The sequence below is a fragment of the Massilia sp. UYP32 genome (assembly GCF_050434365.1).
GTDB lineage: Bacteria > Pseudomonadota > Gammaproteobacteria > Burkholderiales > Burkholderiaceae_D > Telluria > Telluria timonae.
On the sequence record NZ_JBNDIK010000071.1, the window covers coordinates 1 to 1,351 of the forward strand.

Annotated in this window: 1 protein-coding gene; it reads right to left on the reverse strand. The window is 62.9% G+C overall.

Annotation, left to right across the window (positions count from 1 at the left end; translation table 11 throughout):
* Window positions 1-39 precede the first annotated feature (39 nt).
* Window positions 40-1,289, reverse strand: a protein-coding gene (locus ABIB42_RS25895) for an IS3 family transposase (protein ID WP_229409725.1) whose coding sequence is annotated in 2 segments (ribosomal slippage) — window positions 40-1,004 and window positions 1,004-1,289 — 1,251 coding nt in all. Because the reading frame shifts where the segments join, the coding sequence is not laid out codon by codon here.
* Window positions 1,290-1,351: the final 62 nt, after the last annotated feature.

The window sequence follows — 1,351 nt, forward strand, 5'->3', positions numbered from 1 at the left end:
TAAAGTGGACCCATCAGTCAAGACACTCAGCCGGCTAGTTTAAGCTGTGTCCATTTCCACTTCAGCAGCTGCCCGGCGCTGCCCCGTTCCGCCGTTTTTCTCCGGCTCTTGGTCCGCGTCGCCGAACTTGTCGACGATCAACGCACCTCCTCCAACACCGGCACGGTAGACATGATCTGGCGTCTCGTAGCCCAGCGCCTGGTGTGGACGCTCGGCGTTGTAAAACGCGAAGTACTGTGCCAGGCCGACTGTCAGCTCGGCCATGTTGGCGTAGCCCTTCAGGTACACGTCCTCGTACTTCACGTTGCGCCACAGGCGCTCGACGAAGATGTTGTCCAGCGCCCGTCCTCGCCCATCCATGCTGATGGCCACGCCTTCGCGCTTGAGCACGCTGGTAAAGGCGTCACTGGTGAACTGCGAGCCCTGGTCGCTGTTGAATACCTCGGGCTTGCCGTGGTGGCGCAATGCCTCCTCCAGACAGTCCACGCAGAACGACGCGTCCATGCTGTTGCTGATGCGCCAGGCCAGCACACGACGCGAGTACCAATCGATGACCGCCACCAGGTAGGCAAAGCCGCGCGCCAGCCGAATGTACGTCAGGTCCGTACTCCACACCTGGTTCGGCCGCGTGACCGCCACCCCGCGCAGCAGATAGGGATAGACCTTGTGCTGCGGGTGCGGCTTGCTCGTGGACGGCCCCGGCGCCATGCCCGCCAAGCCCATTTCCCGCATCAGGCGCTGCACGCGCTTGCGGTTGACGCGGTGCTCTCGGCCTCGCAGGAAGACCGCCATGCGCCGGCTGCCGTAGAACGGGCGGCTGGTGTACTCCTCGTCGATCAGGGCGCGCAGCTGGCCGTCCTCCTCCTCGATGCATTCCTGTCGGGCCGCCGCCTCCAGCCGCCGATACACGGTCGAACGCGGCACGCCGGCCAGCTCGCACTGCATCGTCAGCGGTATCTTGTCCTCGCGCTCGATCCACCGTGCCCGCTCGGCCGGACTCATTCCCCAAGCTTTTTTTTGAGCCAATCCACCTGCATCTTCAGCTTGCCGATCTCGCTGTACAGCTTGTCCTCCGGGCTGCTTTCGTCCACCGGCTTCGGCCCGCGCTTGACGTCGAACAGGGCGCCGGCGTTCTCCAGGATCTCCTTCTTCCACTGGCCCACCAGTACTGGATGCACGCCGAATTCCTGCGCAATCTCCGTCACCGTCTTCACCCCACGCACCGCTTCCAACCCAACCTTGGCCTTGAACTCGGCGCTGTGCACCCTGCGTTTTTTACCTTCACTCATTCGCTGTCATCCTTTCGCGGACGACAGCTTAAACCACCGTCTCAGATTCGGGGTCCACTATA